16 protein-coding genes and 1 pseudogene are annotated in these 14405 nt (G+C 71.4%); 10 read left to right on the top strand and 7 right to left on the bottom strand.

Annotated features, from left to right (window positions below; genetic code table 11):
* Window positions 1-10 precede the first annotated feature (10 nt).
* Window positions 11-508: an NUDIX hydrolase gene (locus J8403_RS35805; protein ID WP_246586148.1), complete on the bottom strand. Its 498-nt coding sequence runs from the start codon at window positions 506-508 to the stop codon at window positions 11-13.
* Between the two features lie 124 nt (window positions 509-632).
* Window positions 633-1175 (bottom strand): hypothetical protein, encoded by a 543-nt coding sequence (locus tag J8403_RS35800; RefSeq protein WP_211126778.1) that lies wholly within the window; start codon window positions 1173-1175, stop codon window positions 633-635.
* 317 nt (window positions 1176-1492) lie between these two features.
* Here J8403_RS35800 and J8403_RS35795 point away from each other — a divergent pair, with 317 nt between their 5' ends.
* Window positions 1493-2374: an NAD(P)H-binding protein gene (locus J8403_RS35795; protein WP_211126777.1), complete on the top strand. Its 882-nt coding sequence runs from the start codon at window positions 1493-1495 to the stop codon at window positions 2372-2374.
* Between the two features lie 104 nt (window positions 2375-2478).
* On the opposite strand, the gene J8403_RS35790 is transcribed toward J8403_RS35795, so the two are convergent.
* The gene (locus J8403_RS35790; protein ID WP_211126776.1) at window positions 2479-2877 is read right to left on the bottom strand and encodes a RidA family protein; all 399 of its coding nucleotides are present in this window, start codon (window positions 2875-2877) and stop codon (window positions 2479-2481) included.
* Between the two features lie 275 nt (window positions 2878-3152).
* On the opposite strand from J8403_RS35790, the gene J8403_RS35785 reads away from it, so the two are divergent.
* The 7 genes and pseudogenes from J8403_RS35785 to J8403_RS35755 all read left to right on the top strand — a co-directional run bounded on the left by J8403_RS35785 (window position 3153) and on the right by J8403_RS35755 (window position 8840).
* The gene (locus J8403_RS35785; RefSeq protein ID WP_211126775.1) at window positions 3153-4004 is read left to right on the top strand and encodes an SDR family NAD(P)-dependent oxidoreductase; all 852 of its coding nucleotides are present in this window, start codon (window positions 3153-3155) and stop codon (window positions 4002-4004) included.
* Between the two features lie 85 nt (window positions 4005-4089).
* Entirely contained in the window at window positions 4090-4746 is a 657-nt protein-coding gene (locus J8403_RS35780) for a hypothetical protein (RefSeq protein ID WP_211126774.1), read from the top strand.
* A 196-nt stretch (window positions 4747-4942) separates the two neighbouring features.
* Window positions 4943-5203, top strand: a complete 261-nt coding sequence (locus J8403_RS35775; protein WP_211126773.1) for a hypothetical protein — start codon at window positions 4943-4945, stop codon at window positions 5201-5203.
* A gap of 318 nt (window positions 5204-5521) precedes the next feature.
* Window positions 5522-6598: pseudogene (locus J8403_RS35770) on the top strand (chitinase); the annotation flags it as partial.
* A 205-nt stretch (window positions 6599-6803) separates the two neighbouring features.
* Window positions 6804-7466 carry a hypothetical protein gene (locus J8403_RS35765; protein WP_211126771.1) on the top strand — a complete coding sequence of 221 codons (663 nt, stop codon included), beginning with the start codon at window positions 6804-6806 and terminating at the stop codon, window positions 7464-7466.
* A 227-nt stretch (window positions 7467-7693) separates the two neighbouring features.
* Window positions 7694-8515 (top strand): SigB/SigF/SigG family RNA polymerase sigma factor, encoded by an 822-nt coding sequence (locus J8403_RS35760; RefSeq protein ID WP_211126770.1) that lies wholly within the window; start codon window positions 7694-7696, stop codon window positions 8513-8515.
* Between the two features lie 94 nt (window positions 8516-8609).
* Complete coding sequence (locus J8403_RS35755) at window positions 8610-8840, top strand: DUF5133 domain-containing protein (RefSeq protein WP_211126769.1); 231 nt, start codon at window positions 8610-8612, stop codon at window positions 8838-8840.
* Between the two features lie 119 nt (window positions 8841-8959).
* Here the strand turns inward: J8403_RS35755 and J8403_RS35750 are convergent, their stop codons facing one another.
* Window positions 8960-9643 carry a TetR/AcrR family transcriptional regulator gene (locus J8403_RS35750; protein WP_211126768.1) on the bottom strand — a complete coding sequence of 228 codons (684 nt, stop codon included), beginning with the start codon at window positions 9641-9643 and terminating at the stop codon, window positions 8960-8962.
* Window positions 9644-9712: 69 nt separating this feature from the next.
* On the opposite strand from J8403_RS35750, the gene J8403_RS35745 reads away from it, so the two are divergent.
* Window positions 9713-10588 (top strand): SDR family NAD(P)-dependent oxidoreductase, encoded by an 876-nt coding sequence (locus tag J8403_RS35745; protein WP_211126767.1) that lies wholly within the window; start codon window positions 9713-9715, stop codon window positions 10586-10588.
* A 70-nt stretch (window positions 10589-10658) separates the two neighbouring features.
* Here J8403_RS35745 and J8403_RS35740 read toward each other — a convergent pair whose 3' ends face one another.
* The 3 genes from J8403_RS35740 to J8403_RS35730 all read right to left on the bottom strand — a co-directional run bounded on the left by J8403_RS35740 (window position 10659) and on the right by J8403_RS35730 (window position 12886).
* Window positions 10659-11228, bottom strand: a complete 570-nt coding sequence (locus J8403_RS35740; RefSeq protein ID WP_211126766.1) for a TetR/AcrR family transcriptional regulator — start codon at window positions 11226-11228, stop codon at window positions 10659-10661.
* A 70-nt stretch (window positions 11229-11298) separates the two neighbouring features.
* Window positions 11299-12690, bottom strand: a complete 1392-nt coding sequence (locus J8403_RS35735; RefSeq protein WP_211126765.1) for an amidase — start codon at window positions 12688-12690, stop codon at window positions 11299-11301.
* Window positions 12677-12886, bottom strand: a complete 210-nt coding sequence (locus J8403_RS35730; RefSeq protein ID WP_211126764.1) for a hypothetical protein — start codon at window positions 12884-12886, stop codon at window positions 12677-12679. Before J8403_RS35730 ends, J8403_RS35735 begins: the two co-directional genes overlap by 14 nt.
* Window positions 12887-13046: 160 nt before the next feature.
* Between J8403_RS35730 and J8403_RS35725 the strand changes: the two genes are divergently transcribed.
* A complete protein-coding gene (locus J8403_RS35725) occupies window positions 13047-14384 on the top strand; it encodes an MFS transporter (protein ID WP_211126763.1) in 1338 nt (445 codons plus the stop codon).
* The last annotated feature ends 21 nt before the right edge of the window (window positions 14385-14405 follow it).

Here is a 14405-nt window from a genome sequence, read left to right as displayed (position 1 = left end):
GGCAGCCCCATCACACCGGTTGTCCTTCGCGCAGGCAGACGACTGTCCCCGATGTGGCGGCGGTGTGGAGCGCTTCAAGGGTGCCCACATTTCCGGCGAGCAGCGTGTCCGCCAGCTCGTTCAGGCTGCAGACGGCGTACCGATCGTGCTCAGGACTCAGAGTGATCGCGGTTCCGTCCGCGAGGGTCCCGCCGTAGAAGAAGCAGTCGAGGACCGGTCCGGTGCCTCCGACGTCCGCTCGGTGGTCGATGCCGATCAGCCTCGGGACGGGGCTCAGTTCGACGCCGGTCTCCTCACGCGTCTCCCGCAACGCCGCCGTCCACGGGTCTTCGCCGTGGTCGAGCATCCCGCCGGGCAGCCACCAGTCTCCCGCATTCGGCTGGCCGGGGCCGTACCGCAACAGGAGGACCCCGCCCTGGCGGTCGAGAAGTACGACGCAGGAGGCGATGAGTGTCTGGGGCTGGGTCTTGACCCACTCCTCACGGGGCACCCAGGCTCCGACGGGCATGCCTTCCGTACTGGGCCGCTGTGGCGGTGGTGTGGCGGCTTCCATGGTCACTCCCCATCGGCGGTCTCGGCCGCCAGTAGTCGGGCGCGCGCGTCACTATGAACATCCACCATCCGCAGCGTCCTCAACCGCCCGAACCCTGTGTGCGCCGCCGGTAGTAGTGCACGGTGACGACGGCCAGCAGCGGCCCCCACGCCACCAACGGCACGTAGCAGAGGTTCATCAGCCACTCTCCCCACCGCGTGATCTCCATGTCGGCGTGCAACGTGGTCCAGGTGAACAGCACGCCGTAGACCGTGCAGGCGAGTGCGCCCAGCGCCGCGGGTACGACCGCGGCATATACGGGGATGCGGCGGCCTCTCAGACCCGGGATCCAGCGCGGCCACACCTCGCCCCATGGCCGCACCAGCCCCAGCGTCAGGAAGGCCAGGGCCTCCTGGAACACGGACAGCAACGGCACGACGAGATACCCCCAGCCGGGGATGAGCATCGAATCGTACTCGGATTGGGCAAGCCCCAGCGGGACGCCGAGCACCACGGCGAACCGCCAGAGCGCGGAGGGCGCGGATGCCCATAAGGTCGCGGCCGCCACGCGTCTGGCCCACGAGGGGACGGGCGCGACGGTCAGGAGGGGCGAAGGGGCGGGCGGCGACGCGCTGATGGACATGACGATGGCTCCCCTATGCGTGTTTGCTCCGACATCCCGGAGATTGGCACGCACCGTCCCACGGCCACATCCACCCGGAGAACGCGACGGCGTACGCCTCGGGGTGCATGGGCGAAGGCGGGAGTCAGACCTTGGGACCACTGTCTGTGGTGATTCGGTGCCAGTGAGTCCGGGCGGTGGCGGTGGCGTTCGGGTGGCGGCGGTTCACCCGGACACCTGGGAAGGAGGACAGATCCCGACCGCATTGGCTCCTAGCCTGCAAACGAGCCACCGCTGAGAGCTGAGAACCGAGAGCTGAGAGCTGAGAGGGAGAAACGATGCGCATCGCTGTCACCACCCCGACCGGAAACGTCGGCTGCCACGTCGTCGCCACGCTGGTCCGCGCCGGGGCCCGGCCGCGCGTCTTGCTGCGCGACCCGGCCCGGCTGGCGCCGGAGGTGCGGGACGCGGTGGAGGCCGTGCCGGTCGACCAATACGACGCCGATGCGGTGGTGGCCGCGACCGCCGAAATCGACGCGCTGTTCTGGGTGAACCCGGCCAGCGGCAGCGGGGACCCGCTCGCCGAATACGACCGCGCCACCAGGAGCGTGGTCCGCGCCGTCACCGAGAACCGGATCGGCCGCGTCGTCTTCCAGAGCAGCGTAGGCGCCGAGAAACGTCATGGTGCCGGTGAGATCGACGGCCTGGCACAGACCGAGATCGCTTTGGATGGCACGGGCGTCGATGTCACCCACCTCCGCTGCGGCTATTTCTTCACCAATCTCGAGCTTCAACTCGGGGCCCTGCGAACCGGCACCCTCCAGGTGATCCTTCCGCTCGACCAACCGATGGGCTGGGTGGCGCCGCGCGATATCGCGGAGGTCGCCGCCACCCGTCTCCTCTCCCCCACCTGGTCGGGACGCTGCGTACAGGCCGTTCATGGGCCCGCCGACCTCACCTGGCGAGAGGTCAGCGACATCCTCACCGCCGCCACCGGTCGGCGGATCGGCGTCGAACAGATCACGGACGACGCCATGCGCACCCAGCTCCAGCAGGCGGGGATGCCCGACAGCCTGATCGAGGCCGTGATGGGAATGTCGACCGGCTTGCGCGAAGACTTCGTACCCGAACAGCGCCGCAGCCTCCGGACCACCACCCCGACCACCCTCGCCGCCTGGGCCTACGACCACCTCCGGCACCGGCTCGCCGACGCGTCGTAAGCCATTCGGGTCATCCCGAGTCATCCGGAGTCGTCCCGAGTCATCGGGGGTCGTCCCGAGTCATCGGGGGTCCTCGGAAGTCATCCGGAGTCGGAGTCATCCGGTCACTCGGCCACCACCGCGAGTGCCTCGACCTCCATGAGGAACTCCGGCCGCACCAGCGAGACGACCTGCACCGCCGAGGCGGCCGGCAGCCGGTCGTCGGGCATGTGGAGGGTGCGGGCCTCGCGGATGGCGGGCATGTGGGCCATGTCCGTGACGAAGTAGGTCAGCTTGATCACGTCGTCGAAGGTGGCACCGGCGGCGCCGAGGCAGCGCCGCAGATTCTCGAAGACCTGGCGGGCCTGCGCCGCCGGATCGCCCTCGCCGACGATGCCGCCCGCCTCGTCCAGCGCGAGCTGGCCGGAGACGGCCACGAAGTGTCCGGTGCCCTTGACGACATGGGTGTACTGGGCGGCGGGCACGACCCCGTCCGGGGCGGGGATCCTGATCAACTCACTCATAGGTGCAGCTCTATCACGGGCCCGGCAACGCCCGCCCCCGAAATCCCATGGTCAGGGCGTCCACGAGGAGGTCGACGAACACGCCCCCGAATCGACCGCCCACCGCGAGGGTGAACAGCGGCTGCGCTCCAGCCGCGCCCTGCCAAGTCTCAGGTCCTCACATCGGTTGTGAGGGTCAAGCGGGAGCGTGAGCGCCGTAGCGCGCCCGGCACCGAGCGGGGCGTCGCTTAGGCTCGACAGCTCTGAGTGATGATGCGGTGGGAGGCTGAACGGGCATGGCGGAGCAGCGAGTTGTCATCGTGACGGGTGGGGGCACGGGCATCGGGGCCGCCACGGCCCGTCTGTTATGTGAGGCCGGGCACCACGTGCTCATCTCCGGGCGGCGGCCCGAACCGTTGCGGCGCCTCGCGGAAGAGACCGGCGCGGTGGCGTACCCGTCCGACGTCGGCGATCCCGGCGCTGCCACCGGCCTCGTCCAGGCGGCCTTGGACTCCTTCGGCCGACTCGACGGCCTCGTGCTCAATGCGGGCATCGGGCGTGGCGGAGCCGTCGGGGACCTGTCGCTCGAGGACTGGGACGAGGTGATGCGCATCAACGTCACCGGTCCTCTGCTGCTCCTGCGTGCGGCGATCCCGCACCTGCTCCGGACGCGCGGAGCGGTGGTGGCGGTCGCCTCGGTCGCCGCCCTGCGCAATGGCACAAGCAATGCCGTGTATGCCACGTCCAAGGCCGCCTTGCTGCAGCTGTGCCGCTCCCTGGCCGTCGACTACGGGCGCCAGGGGTTGCGGGCCAACATCGTGTGTCCGGGCTGGGTGCGCAGCGAGATGGCCGACCGGCGGATGGCGCGGTTCGCCGAAGAAGCCGGGTTGGAGGGCGGCGGGATGGCGGGCGACATCGTGCAGGGCGGCGGCGTGGACTCCGCCTACGCGGAGACGACCCGAATCCTGCCCATGGGCCGCCCGGGCGAGCCACCCGAGGTCGCGGAAGCGATCAGCTGGTTGCTCTCCCCCGCCGCCTCATACGTCAACGGGTCGACGCTCACCGTTGACGGCGGCGCGACAGCGCTTGATCCAGGCACCCTCGCTTTTGACTTCCGCATCGAACCACGCGGGGAAGCAGAGCGGTAACCCCCGGCCGAGGCTCCCGGCGGAAGCGAGGTCACTGACGACTGAGGTCGGGACCGGTCCCGACGCGGGTCCATACGGTGGCGGCATGGTTCGAATGACGCGCCGCGGCGTGCTGGTCGGTGTGGCGGCCTTGGTGCTGGCGCTGGCCGGTTTCGGCGCGTACTTGTTGTGGCCCGCCCCCACTCTCGACGCCGCCGACGTCGACGCTGCGCTGCCGACCAAGCGGGACCTGCCCGGGTTCATCCCGCACGACGGGCTCACCGGATCCCTGTCGGTGCCCACCGACAACAAGGACGGCAGATCCGTGCTGGCCGGCGCCGGCCTGGACAAGCAGTGCCGGACGTGGCGCAAGGAAGGCGACGGCTGGGCGTGCCGACATCTGCACGGGGCGGGCATGGTCGTGCTCGAGCGGTCGAAGAACGTGTTCTTCCGGGTCAAGTCCGATGTGCTCGCCTACGACGACGAGGACGCGGCGAAGGCGGCCTGGGACGGACTGGTGGCCGACAACCGCGGCAAGATCGACAAGATCCCAGCCGCCAAGGAGCACTCGTCCGATCTGGGGGATGCGGGCCGGTCCTTCGAGGCCCCGGGCGTCACGGTCCTGGCGATCCGGATCGAGACGGTGGTCGTGGAGGCCATCATCTGGGACGGGAGCGACCAGGTGAGCGAGGGGGACGAGGAGGCGATGGTGAAGAAGTGGCCCGCGCTGCAGCTCTCGAAGATCGAGAAGCAGCTCGGCTGACGATCGGCGGTGCCGCATGCCGCGTGGCCGCGGCCGTGGCGGTGCCGGTCGTCGGCACGACCGGCGGCCTTGATGGGAAGAGTGGCGACATGGACGAGCGGACGGCCCACCCTCCGGGCGAGAACGGCCGGAGCCAGAGACCGGAGCCGGGGCCACCGCCGAGGGCCTCCGCCAACTCCGCGCCGAGTGCGACCATTTGCTGGCCGAGCGCGAACGTCTCCGCCACGAGCTGAACGGACCGCCCGCACACCCACCGCGGATCCCCCCGGAGCCCCCGCGCCTCCCGACGCGCTTCAGCCCGGACGGGAATGCCCTCCGCATCCACCCACAAGCGCCGGCCACCCTCGCCGTCCCCGGAGACACGTCCATCGCCCAACTCGCCTTCAGCCCGGACGGGCGCACCCTGGCCACCCTCGGCTTCCAGGACAAGACGATCCACCTGTGGCGTCTGGAGTAGCCGGAGTAGCCCGGTGTGCTGCGGGCCCCGGCCCCGGCGGCCGGCGGGGGCCGCCGACCGCCACCGGCTCGTGCCTCGCGAACGCGTCGTCCTGGTGCGGGACCTCGAAATTGGACCGTACCATTGACACTCACTGGTCTAGTCCTGTTTTCTCGTGGGCGCGCAGCCTCCCCCCACGCCGTCCGATCATCCCGTCCCACCTCGGTTCGGCTCCGCCTTCCCCCACACCAAGGAGCGGTCCCCATGAGCCTCCGTTTCCCCTTGAGCAAGAGGGTTCTGACCGGCATATGTGTCTCTGTCGCCACGGCCGGACTGCTCGCCACGGTCTCCGCGACGACCGCCGACGCGGGTACCCCCTCCGCCACCGCGAAGGCGGCACTCCCCGAGCACGCGCTCGTGGGTTATCTGCACTCGAGCTTCGCCAACGGCTCCGGATACACCCGAATGGCCGATGTCCCCGACAGCTGGGACATCATCGACCTGGCCTTCGGCGAACCCACCTCCACCACCTCCGGCGACATCCGCTTCAGCCTCTGTCCGCAGACCGAATGCCCGAACGTCGAGTCGGAGGACGAGTTCAAGGCCGCCATCAAGGCCAAGCAGGCCGCGGGCAAGAAGGTGCTGATATCCATCGGCGGGCAGAACGGCCAGGTGCAGCTCACCACCACCGCCGCCCGCGACAAGTTCGTCGAGTCGGTCGGCGCGATCATCGACAAGTACGGACTGGACGGCCTCGACATCGACTTCGAGGGCCACTCGCTGTCGCTGGACGACGACGACACCGACTTCAAGAACCCGAAGACCCCCGCGATCGTCAATCTCATCTCGGCCGTGAAGTCGCTCAAGGCGAAGTACGGATCCGACTTCACCCTCACCATGGCCCCGGAAACGTTCTTCGTGCAGCTGGGCTACCAGTTCTACGGTTCGGGCCCCTTCGGCGGCCAGGACCCGCGCGCCGGGGCGTATCTCCCGGTCATTCACGCGCTGCGGGACGACCTCACCCTGCTGCACGTCCAGGACTACAACTCCGGACCGATCATGGGGCTGGACAACCAGTTCCACACCATGGGCAGCGCCGACTTCCACATCGCGATGACCGACATGCTGCTCACCGGCTTCCCCGTCGCGGGCGACACCGACAACGTGTTCCCGGCGCTGGACCCGTCCCAGGTGGCGATCGGCCTGCCCGCGAGCCCCAACGCGGGCAACGGCCACACCCAGCCCAGTGAAGTGACCAAGACCCTGAACTGCCTGACGAAGAAGACCGACTGCGGCGGCTACCAGCCCCACGGCAGCTGGCCCGCCCTGCGCGGGCTGATGGCCTGGTCGATCAACTGGGACAGCTTCAACGGCGGGGAGTTCGCGAAGAACTTCGACGCCTACTACGGCGGCTGAAGCCGCGTCGGACACGCGTCGGCGGCCTCACCGGGCGGTCCCGGTGAGTCGTCCCGGTGAGGCGTCCCGGTGAGGCGTCCCGCGTCGATGTCAGCCGGCCACGCCGCCGGCGAACGGGAACGCCGTACCCGGCTGATCGGGTAGGGGCCGGGCACCCCCTGCCGTATGCACGTTTCCGGGGGCGAGGGGCGGGGACCCACCCTGGGTGAGCCGAGAACGTGGCAAGGCCACCGGCCCCGCGCGGCTGCGCTTCGACGGATGGATCGCGGGCACGGGCACCTCCTCCGGGACGCGCATCGTGCTGGGCCACTGGGCGCGGTCGCCGTTCGGGCCGTTCAGCGATGTGATGCTGGATCGCGCCGACGGTGAACGGCTGCTGCTCGCTCCCACGCCGGAGACGGCGGAGTTCATCGCCCTCACCTACACCTTCGACGCGGTGCGCATCGTGCCGGTCCGCGTGAGCGTCGACGCCGACACCTGGACCGTCACGGCCGGGGCGCTGGACCTGCGCTTCACCATGGGCCGGCGAGGGCCCCTGGGGCTTCTGCTGCGTGCCGTGCCCGGCGCGCTCGCCCGTCGTCCGGCATGGAGCGCGCTGCTGGACGTCCCCGCCCGCCTGCTGCTGTCCGGTGTGCGGACGCGTGGCAGCGCCGGGGGCGGTCGCCGGGAGTGGTACGGCGCGCGGGACCTGAGGCCGATCGTCGCGGTGTCGGCGGCCTTCGAGGGCGACGACCTCGGTGTGATGGCGCCCGTCGAACCCCCGGTGCGCTTCGGGTTCGGTTCGGTGCCCCGGAGGCCCAGCGTCACCCGGGTCACCACGACGGTGGCACTGGGCCGGGGCCGCGCACCCTTCAGGGCCCGGGCCTGAGACGGTCCTGGGACGGCCCCGAGCCGGGCCCGAGCCGAGGTCCTGAGCACGTGCCGGCCAAAAGGGTTTGAGGTCGGCGACCTTGGCTAGAAGAGTGACTGACCGAGGTGCTTCGGAAAGCAGGCACACCTGGCGGGAGCCGCGCGCAGCGCGCTGCGAGCCCCAGACCGTGCCGTGCCGGCCTCCCGCTCTGCTGTACAGCGACAAGCAGGGAGGAGATTACCTCGATGAGCGCGACGTGTGCAGGCGCCCGCCGCCGTCACGACGACACTCCTGACACCGCGGCCGACTTCGAGCGGCTTGCCGCCATGCCCGAGGGACCCGAGCGGGAGGCACTGGCCGAGAAGCTGGTCGAAGCGTGGCTGCCGATGGCCCACCGCCTCGCCCGCCGCTACCGCAACCGCGGAGAGAACCTGGAGGACCTGGAGCAGGTCGCCGCCCTGGGCCTGGTCAAGGCCGTGGACCGCTACGACCCGCAGCGCGGAGGCGCCTTCCAGCCGTACGCGATCCCCACGATCGTCGGGGAGCTCAAGCGCTACTTCCGCGACTGCGCTTGGGACGTGCACGTGCCCCGGCGGGTGCAGGAGCTGCGCAACAAGGTCCGCGCCACCATCCAGGAGCTGGCCAGCACGGAAGGCGCCGACCGCTCCCCCACCGTGGCCCAGGTCGCCGAAGCCGCCGGCATGAGCGAGGAGGACGTACTCACCGGCATGGAAGCCATCGACAGCTTCCGCTCCCTGTCCCTGGACGCCGCCCTCGCCGGCGCGGACGACGGCTACTCCCTGGCCGAGACCCTCGGCCGGCCCGAGGCCCGCTATGAGACGGTCATCGCCCGGGAGTCGGTCAAGCCCTGTCTGCACCGGCTGCCGGAGCGGGAGCAGCGCATCCTGTATCTGCGGTTCTTCCGCGATATGACCCAAGCCGGTATCGCCGAGGAGCTGGGCATCTCCCAAATGCATGTCTCCCGTCTCATCTCCCGCAGCTGCAGCAAGATCCGCAAGCAGGTCGAGGCCGAGCCGCAGCCCGGGAACACACCCGTGCCCGTCTGACGCCCCGTGGGTGAAGAGACTCCCCGTACGTGAGGCGACACCGCCGTCACCGCACGTATCACGCCGCATGATGATGAAGAAGAAGGAGCCTGCCATGCTCATGGCCCACCCCGCGGTTCTGACCGGCCTCATCCGACAGTACGAGACCCTGCGAACCCTGCACGCCGAGGACGGCGGCCCGGAGGCGCGGCAGCGGCTCGACGACGTCGCTTACACGCTGTGCGTCGTCACCGGCACCCGCGATGTGGACGCCGCTCTGATCGCCGCCCGGCATCAGCTTCCCGGGGCCCACACCGGGGACGACTCCCTTCTTCCCTCCGCCTGAGACCCACCCCCGTGTGCCCCGGCCGCCGGCCGGGGCACACGGCATCCCGCCGGGGTCACACCGCACCGCACCGCGCCGACCGGCCCGTACCGCCCCGCGTGCGCGGTTCGGCCGGGTGGCTATGGGGTGTCGGCCGATGCCGTCGCGGAGGGTCCCGCGTCGAGTCCGGTGAGGAAGGCGGTGAGGACGCGGCGCAGGCGGGGTTCCACCTCGACCACGGCGTGGCCGAGCCGGGGGTCGGTTTCGTAGAGCTCCCGCAGGCGCGGGCCGGGGGTGGCCATCTGCCACAGGGCCCCGGCCATGCTGGTCGCGGCGGCGATCAGGTCGACGGTCTGCGACTCGGTCAGTCCGAGCAGCCGTCGCAGCTCGCCGTCGATCAGCTCGATCTCCTTGAACGTCACCAGCTTGAAGGCGCGCACCGAATCGATCGAGACATTGCGCTCGAGGTTCAACGGCGCCTGTGCCAGCAGGTCGCAGAACATCGGCCGAGCCGCCAGCGTGGCGGCGACGACCTCGGCGACCTCCGCGGGCGTGGCGTGTGCCCTCCGTTCGAGGTCGCCGCGCAGGTCCGCGGACCACTGCCGCCAGCCTTCCGCGGTGAGCCGCAGGAAGATCTGCTCCCTCGTCTCGAAGTAGCGAAGCAGGGCCGACTTGTGCATCCCCACGGCCGCGGCGATGTCGGTGAGGGTGACATCCCGCACCCCGTGCTGGTGGCCGAGCGTACGGGCCGCGTCCAGGATCGCCTCTTCCCGCGCCTGCTTGGCCTGGGTACTGCGGGCACGTTGGAAGGCAGGCGTCGTCATGTTCCACATCATAGGAACCCGTAAGGCAACGGCGTTGCATTATTAAGAGAACGGTGTTGTACTAACGGCATGAAGCAACAGGTCTGGTTCATCACCGGTTCATCGCGCGGCCTCGGCCGCGCCCTGGTCACCGCCGCCCTCGAGGCCGGCGATCATGTCGTGGCCACCGCCCGCGACCCCAAGGCCCTCGCGGAGGCATTCGGCGAATACGGCGACGGCGTCCATCCCGTCGCGCTGGACGTCACGCGTCCGGAGGCGGCGCACGAGGCGATCGAGGCGGCGCTCGCCCGCTTCGGGCGCATCGACGTGCTCGTGAACAACGCGGGATACGCGAATGTGTCGCCCATCGAGACATCGGACGACGACGACTTCCGCGCCCAGTTCGAGACGAACTTCTGGGGCGTCTACAACGTCACCAAGGCCGCGCTGCCCACCCTGCGCCGCCAGGGAGCCGGCACCGTCGTGCAGATCTCCTCGATCGGCGGCCGGGTCGGCGGATCGCCGGGCATCGCCTCCTACCAGGCGGCCAAGTTCGCGGTCGACGGCTTCAGCCGGGTCCTCGCCGTGGAGACCGCACCGTTCGGCGTGCGCGTCATGGTCGTCGAACCGAGCGGCTTCGCCACCGACTGGGCCGGTTCCTCCATGACGGTCCACCCCATCCCCGACGCCTACGACGAGACGGTCGGGGCGATGAACCGGCTGGTGCGGCAGAGCACGACAGGAGCGGCCGGGGACCCCCGGCGCGCCGCCGAGATCATCGTCCGCACCGTCCACCGCGACCAGGTCCCGAGCCATCTCCCGCTGGGCGTGAACGCGACGACCATGGCGCGGGACTACTCCCAGCACCAGCTCGCCGAGGCGACCGCCTGGGAGGAGGTCAGCCGCTCGGCCGACTTCGGCGAGCCCTACCCCGCACCGCTCCCGCCCGAAGGCACGGCCGAGTAGGGCCCGTTGGGAGGGCGCCGGTCACACCACGCGCCGCGGGCCGCGACCGGCACGACGGTGGCTCTCGCGGTCACCCGTCCTCGCCGACCGGGCCGAGGAGCCCCGCCACGAGTCCACGGGCGTAGGCGGCGTCGAGTCCGGCGGGGCGGAAGAGGATGCGGTACATCAGCGGGGCGACGACACGGTCGATGACCGTCTCGACCTCGGGGATGTCGTCCCCGCGCTCGGCCGCGCGGGCCAGGATGAGGTCGACCTGGTCGGCGGCGTAGGCCGAGCACTGGCCGGCGTTGGTGCCGTCGGGGTCGCCGAGCAGGGCGTCACGGATATAGGCACGGCCGGCGGGCGAGGCCATCTCGTCGAGGAACTGCTCGGCCCAGGCCGCCAGGTCGGACGCCAGGGCGCCGTGGTCCTTGGGCGCGGTGTCGGGCCGCAGCCGCTCGACCGCCACGTCCGAGAGCAGTTCCGCGAGGTCTCCCCAGCGGCGGTAGATCGTGGAGGGGGTGACCCCGGCGCGCTGGGCGACCAGCGGCACGGTCAGGGCGTCGCGGCCCACCTCCGCCTCGAGCTCGCGTACGGCGGTGTGCACCGACGCCTGCACCCGGGCACTGCGCCCGCCGGGGCGCACCATCTGCCTGCTCATCCCTCCACCTTAAAGCAAATTTCTTGCTTCTAGACAGTGATGCGCCCCAGGCCGCCGCCCCGGGCCGTCGTCAGGCCGCCGGTGCGAGTACGCGGGCCGGCTCGGACCGCTCGTAGGCGTGGCCGACTCGCAGGAGCACGTTCTCCCCGAGGGGCCGCCCCAGCAGCTGCATGCCGATCGGCAGGCCCGCCGTGTCGTGGCCGACCGGGACGGACAGCGACGGCACTCCGGTGAGGTTGGCGGGGGCCGAGAGGCGTACGTAGGCGTCGGAGACGGTTTCGACGGTGCCGTCCGCCCAGGTGATCGTCTCCTGGTCGGCCTTGGCCGCGGTCGCCGGGACCGTCGGGGCGGCGATCACGTCGACGTCCGCCAGCACGCGCGCCCACTCCTGGCGCATCAGCGTCCTGGAGCGCTGGGCGCGCAGATAGTCCCCGGCGGGCATCAGCTCCCCGGCTTCGAGCAGGGTGCGCACGTCCACCTGGTACAGCTCGGGCACCGCGCGCAGGGTGCGCTCGTGGTAGGCGGTGGCCTCAGGCACCATCAGTCCCCACTGAGTGGCCTGGATATAGCGGGTCATGGGGATCTCGACCTCGACCAGGCGTGCGCCGAGGGCCTGAAGCCGGTCGACGGCCCGCCGGACCGCGGCTTCCACCTCCGGATCGACGTGCTCGAAGTAGTAGTTGCGCGGCACGCCGACGCGCAGTCCGGTCAGGTCCTCGCCCGCACCGGGCCGGTAGTCCTCCGCGGGCGCCTCCAGGGAGGCGGGGTCGCGGGGGTCGTGTCCGGCCAGGGCCGCCAGGACCAGCGCCTGGTCCTCGACGGTGCGGGTCAGGGGGCCGACGTGGTCCAGCGACCAGGACAGCGAGGTGACACCGTGGCGGGGGACGAGACCGTAGGTCGGTTTGAGGCCGACGACCCCGTTGAGCGCGGCGGGGACGCGGATGGATCCTCCGGTGTCCGTACCCAGGGCGAAGGTCGCGGCGCCCGAGGCGACGGCCACGGCGGATCCGCCACTGGAGCCGCCGGCGACCCGGCCGGCGTCCCAGGCGTTGCGGGTCTGCGGGGTGGTGAGCCCGTAGGCGAACTCATGGGTGTGGGTCTTGCCGATCAGCACCGCACCGGCCGCGCCGAGGCGGGCGGCGACCGTGCTGTCCGCCCGCGCGCGGTGGTCGGCGCGGACCCGGGAGCTGGCGGTGGTGGCCACACCGGCGGCGTCGATCAGGTCCTTCAGCCCCATGGGAATGCCGTGCAGCGGGCCGCGGGCGCGGCCGGCCGCGATGTCGTCCGCGGCCTTGCGCGCCGCGTGGCGCGCCTGCTCGGCGGTCACCGTGGCATAGGCGTTCAGCTGGGGTTCCAGCCGCTCGACACGCTCCAGGACGGAGTCCACCAGCTCGACCGGGGACAGCCGCCCGGCCCGGATCGCGGCGGCGGCCGCGGTGAGGGACAGTTCATACGGCCGCATCGTGCCGCTCCTCTCGCGCACGGTAGGCGGGGGAGGGCGGGGTGTCACCGAAGTCGAGTTCGCGCAGGACGGCGACGACCGAGTGGATGTGATTGGCGGTGGCCGCCGCCACGGCGTGGCGCTCGGGCGGCAGTGGGAGCCCGGCCCGGGCGGCCCAGCGGGCCGCTTCCGGAGGGGTGAGTTCAGCAGCGGACATGGTGTCTCCCTCATGGACCGGAGTGGCGGAGCGATTCCGAGAGGAGTGACCCCGGCGATCTCCGGCAACCCCGAAACAAAAGCTAACGGTTTGCGTTAGCCGACTGTAGGGCCTACAGTCCCTTAAAGCAAATGCGTCGCTTTTAGCGGGAAGGAGTCCCATGTCCAGCGCCACCTCCGGCGCCCCCGCGCAGTGCCCCTACGCAGCCGTCCCCCTCCGCGAGACGACGGCCGGCCGCACCGCGCCTCACCGCGCGACCCCGGCGCACCGCACCGCGCCCCTTCGCGAGACCACCCCGAACGGCACCGCGCCCCTCGTCCTCTACGCGTCGGTCCTCACGACCCTCCTGGCCGCGTCCAGCGCCCCCACCCCGCTGTATCCGCTCTACCAGGACCAGTGGGGCCTCTCCGCGCTCACCATCACGGTGATCTTCAGCGCCTACTCCCTGACCCTGCTGCTGGCCCTGCTCACCGTCGGAGCCCTCTCCGACCACCTGGGACGGCGCCCCGTCCTGGTGGGCGCGCTGGTCCTGGCGGCCGCGTCCATGGTGTTGCTGGCCACGGCGGACGGCGCCGGGCCGCTGATCGCCGCCCGGGTCCTGCAGGGAGCGGCCACCGGCGCGGCCACCAGTGCCTCGGGCGCGGCGCTCCTCGACCTCGACGACCCGCTGCGCCCCGGCCGATCGGCCCTGACCAACAGCATCACCCCGGTGGCCGGCATGGCCGGCGGCGTGCTCGTCTCGACCCTCCTCATCCCCCTCTCCCCCGCGCCCACCGTCACCGTCTACCTGCTGCTGGCCGCGCTGTTCGTGGCGCAGGCGGCCGCGGTCACCCTCACCGCGGAGACCGGGCGCCGACGCCCCGGCGCGCTGCGGTCGCTGCTCCCGCGGCTCGGCGTCCCGCCCTCGGCCCGCCGCGCGCTGCTGACGGCGGGCACGGGTGTCGTCGCCGTCTGGGCGCTCGGCGGTCTCTACTCCTCCCTGGGCCCCGCGCTCGTACGGCTCGTGGCCCCCGGCACTCCCCGTACGGCGGGCGGAATGGTGTTCTTCACCGTCAGCGCCGCCGCCGCGCTCACCGTATGGACACTGCGACGCACAGCTCCGGCCACCGCCGCCACCGGCGGCTGCCTGGCCGTCATCCCCTCCGCAGCCCTGAGCCTGGGCGCCCTGCACGGCGCCGGACCGCTCGCCCTGTTCGGCGGCGCGGCCCTGGCGGGCATCGCCTTCGGCGCCGTCTCCCAGGGGGCGCTGCGGATGATGCTCGGCTCGCTCGACGAGCGGGACCGGGCCACCACCGTGGCCGCCTACTACGTCCTGAGCTATCTGGCGATGAGCCTGCCCGCCGTCGCCGCGGGCGCCGCCACCCAGCACTACGGGCTGCGCACCGCCGCCCACGCGTACGCCATCGGTGCCGCCGTCCTCGCCGCCGCGGCGGTGGCGGCACTCACCGCGTCACGGCGCCACGCCGCGCCCCGGAACACCATCGCCCTCCCCCGCTAGAGATCAAGCCCCCTTCGCACG

Source organism: Streptomyces yatensis (genome assembly GCF_018069625.1).
Taxonomy (GTDB): Bacteria; Actinomycetota; Actinomycetes; order Streptomycetales; family Streptomycetaceae; genus Streptomyces; species Streptomyces yatensis.
The sequence above is the reverse complement of the archived record's forward strand: the minus strand, read 5'-3'. Positions and strand labels throughout refer to the sequence as shown.